Genomic DNA, 3,247 nt, shown 5'->3' with positions numbered 1-3,247 from the left:
CCTCGAACGGTTCATGCCCTGGTCTCCCGAAATCCCCGACTATTGCCGTACACAGAAGAAAAACTAACAAGCATAACACAACCCCCACCCAGAAGGCCAGGTGGGGTCTTTTTTACGTTTACGTTCGTTGGATCTGTTTAGCGCGGGATAGATAAGTGAAGGAGGACTCCTTTTCGTGGGTATCTAGAGAATCAAGCATGGGACTACCCTGGCCTTGACTAGTGTCGGATCATGCTGAGAAGACATAGGGCGACGCGTAACTGGATTGTTGGTGGTGATGAGTCGACTTGGCAGGTTTGGAGTGGGAACCGGTATTTCTATAACCTAAAGGGACGTAGGTGATGGCACCATGCGGGTAATGGCACTTTTTTCTGTGCAAGGCATCCAAAGATACATCTTTGCCAGCAACCGACTGAGGGAGAATTTAGGGGCTTCGGAGTTGCTCCGCTGGTCGTTGGAGGAAGGCTTTGAAGAAGAAGTAATGGATCGGCCCATCTATGCTGGCGGCGGCAACGCGGTGTATATCTTCCCGATGAAAAACGGCAAACGCGGTAATCGAAAGATGGAGTCGTAAGCTACTGGAGAAAGCCCCTGGACTACAGGGGGTGGCGGCCTACCATCCCATTGAGGGGAATAATTACCTGGCTGCCTATGAGGGCGCTTTGGTAAAGCTTGATCAACTGAAAGATCAAACCCTCGGTGGAGCTCCCTTGATGGCGCTTCCCATTGTGAAGCAATGCAGGAGTACGGGTCTTGCCGCCTGCCATGTGCAGGGCTACGAAGATTATTGCCTTGGGCGGGAGGCTATCACCAAGAGGATGGCCACAAACCAAGCCTTAGGCCGGATGAGAAGGGTACTTAAGGAATTAGATACCCGGTACGATTTTGTGCCGGACTTTTCGGGCTACGAGATTTCGCACCTAGCTTTGGTCCATATTGACGGTGACGGAATGGGAGATCTTTTGATCGAGGTAATCAAAGGTTGTCCCGATGAGGAAAAACTGAAGGATTACCTAAGGGATTTCTCCACCTCCCTTCAGGCGGTGACCAATGGGGCATACAAGCAGATGGTGCAGAGACTGATCGACTTGGTAGAAAGGGAGGAATTCCTAAAACCGTGGCGTGACCGTGGTCTTCTGCCCATCCGACCCATTATCTACGGCGGTGACGACGTCACTTTCATTACTCTGGGTCCCCTGGGACTTACCCTGGCGGCGGAGTATCTGCGTGGTTTTTCCAACAGTGTAGGGGTGAAACTCCATGGTCAGTACACGCCCGTCACCGCTTCCGCAGGCGTGGCCATCATCCCGGCCAAGTTCCCCTTTGCCCGGGGCCATGGTTTGGCTGCTGACCTTTGCAGCAGCGCCAAGGATAAGCGGCGGAAGGAAGGACGCGGTGGCGGTTGGCTTGATTTCCAACTGGTCCACGGGGCCATCACGGGGGATTTGGCAAGCCTCAGAGCCACGTTATATGCCCATCGGGAGAAGAAGAGACTACTCTCGCGTCCCTATCAGGTCTGCGGCAACAAGGACGTCTAGGACAACTTCGATCAATTCCATCGCCTATGGCAGACCTTCCACCAGTGGCCACGGAACCGGGCCAAGCGCTTGTTGGAGGCTTTGGCGGAAGGGAAAGCCAGTAGCGACGAGTTGCTCGGGCAGTTTAAGGTGCGCGGCTATACCTTGCCCGAGGTGGCTGGTGTTGACTTGGACGGCGCTTGGGATGGTGACCGCACACCCTTCTATGACCCCCTGGAAATGTTGGATTACCATATTGATGCTTGGAAAGGAGGGAGCCGATGACCAGTTTGCAGCTTAAGATCGAACTGTTGTCGCCAACCACTCTTGGTGCCGGGGAAGAACGACGCGGAATTGTGGATACAGATGTAAGCTATGACGAATGCGGCCTGCCCTATATCCCCGGCAAACGTCTTAAAGGGTTGTTGCGGGATGCCTATCAAGATGTGTATGATGCCCTACAGCAACAGGATAAAGAACTCCCGGCTCCGGAGGAAATCTTCGGGGAAAGAGGAGCGCGTATTGGTAGTCCATTGGTGTTCGGTGATGCACACCTGTTGGCGAAGGCCAACCTCGCGCCCTGGCTCCAGTGGCTGATAGAGGATGCAGTGTTTTCCGAGTATGATGTGCTGGAGACCCTGACTTCCGTCCGCAGGCAAACGGCCATCGATCCCGATACCGGTGCTGCCAAGGAGGATACCCTACGCAGTACCCGGGTCATCAATCCCGGTCAGGTTTTTGTCTCGGAGATTACTTTGCAGACCGGTTGTAACTTGACTTCGCAACAGCTTTTGGGACTGGCCCTGGCTGCCTCGGCCCTTAAGTACATGGGTACGGGCCGTACCCGAGGTTTGGGAGCGGTCAAGTGCTATCTGGAGAGGGCAGGGAAGGATCTGTCCCAACTGGCCATTGACTGGCTGTTAGGAAAGGACCCAGAGGATCAGCTCACTGACTGGGCAATTAGTGCCAGTAGTTCCCCCAGGAAGGGGTCTAGCCAGGAAGAAGGAAGTCTGGCGGCTATGGAGTTTTCCCTTACCCTGCGGCGTCCCGCGGTGTGTGCCCAATTGTGGGGAGACTCGTATACGGTGGCCACCTACCATTACATCCCCGGCAGTACGTTGAAAGGGGCCGTGGCTTGGGCCTATATGAACCGCTATGGTGGTGTGGACGATGAATTTAAAAGACTTTTCATCGATGAGGGGCTCAAGTTTCTGAATGCCTATCCCCAGGTGGAGGGACGGCGGAGCCTGCCCATCCCTCGCTCAATTAGGAAAGAAAAGGGGAGTGCCTCTAATCTATATGATTTGGCCTACTATCGGGATGCGGAACAAAGAAGAGGGTTGCCCCGCCTAGAACGGGAGCTAGGATTTGCGGCGCCCGATTCGGAGCACAGAATCCTTAAAGCATCGGTATTCACTCGGTTGTCGCCCCACCATGCGCGGGCACAAGATCGCCGTTTTGGTCGGGCCCGGGGAAATCCTTCCGATGATGAAGATGCCATCGCCGTCGATGGTACCTTCTTTTCCTATGAAGCCCTGGAGGCCGGACAGAAATTCTCCGGAGTGATCCTGGGTTCGGAGGGAGATTTGGAGTTTGTGAAAGAACCGCCTTGACCCCCTAGTTTTGGAGAATATGCTTGTACTTCATCTACATATCGCATGATTGCTTCGTATTTCTACCAGTTGCACTTTTTACTCATCTTAGGCGGCCTTGAGTGCTTCTTTGGTATG

At 54.0% G+C, this 3,247-nt stretch carries 4 protein-coding genes; all 4 read left to right on the top strand.

Annotated features, from left to right (window positions below; genetic code table 11):
• Positions 1-349 precede the first annotated feature (349 nt).
• The 4 genes from GXX57_09470 to GXX57_09455 all read left to right on the top strand — a co-directional run bounded on the left by GXX57_09470 (position 350) and on the right by GXX57_09455 (position 3,130).
• Complete coding sequence (locus GXX57_09470) at positions 350-574, top strand: hypothetical protein (protein HHV44876.1); 225 nt, start codon at positions 350-352, stop codon at positions 572-574.
• A 31-nt stretch (positions 575-605) separates the two neighbouring features.
• Positions 606-1,538 (top strand): hypothetical protein, encoded by a 933-nt coding sequence (locus tag GXX57_09465; GenBank protein ID HHV44875.1) that lies wholly within the window; start codon positions 606-608, stop codon positions 1,536-1,538.
• Between the two features lie 69 nt (positions 1,539-1,607).
• The gene (locus tag GXX57_09460; GenBank protein HHV44874.1) at positions 1,608-1,802 is read left to right on the top strand and encodes a hypothetical protein; all 195 of its coding nucleotides are present in this window, start codon (positions 1,608-1,610) and stop codon (positions 1,800-1,802) included.
• Positions 1,799-3,130 (top strand): hypothetical protein, encoded by a 1,332-nt coding sequence (locus GXX57_09455; GenBank protein HHV44873.1) that lies wholly within the window; start codon positions 1,799-1,801, stop codon positions 3,128-3,130. The genes GXX57_09460 and GXX57_09455 overlap by 4 nt, the downstream gene beginning before the upstream one ends.
• Positions 3,131-3,247: the final 117 nt, after the last annotated feature.

It is taken from the genome of Bacillota bacterium (assembly GCA_012839765.1).
Classification (GTDB): Bacteria; Bacillota; Limnochordia; order DUMW01; family DUMW01; genus DUMW01.
The sequence above is the reverse complement of the archived record's forward strand: the minus strand, read 5'-3'. Positions and strand labels throughout refer to the sequence as shown.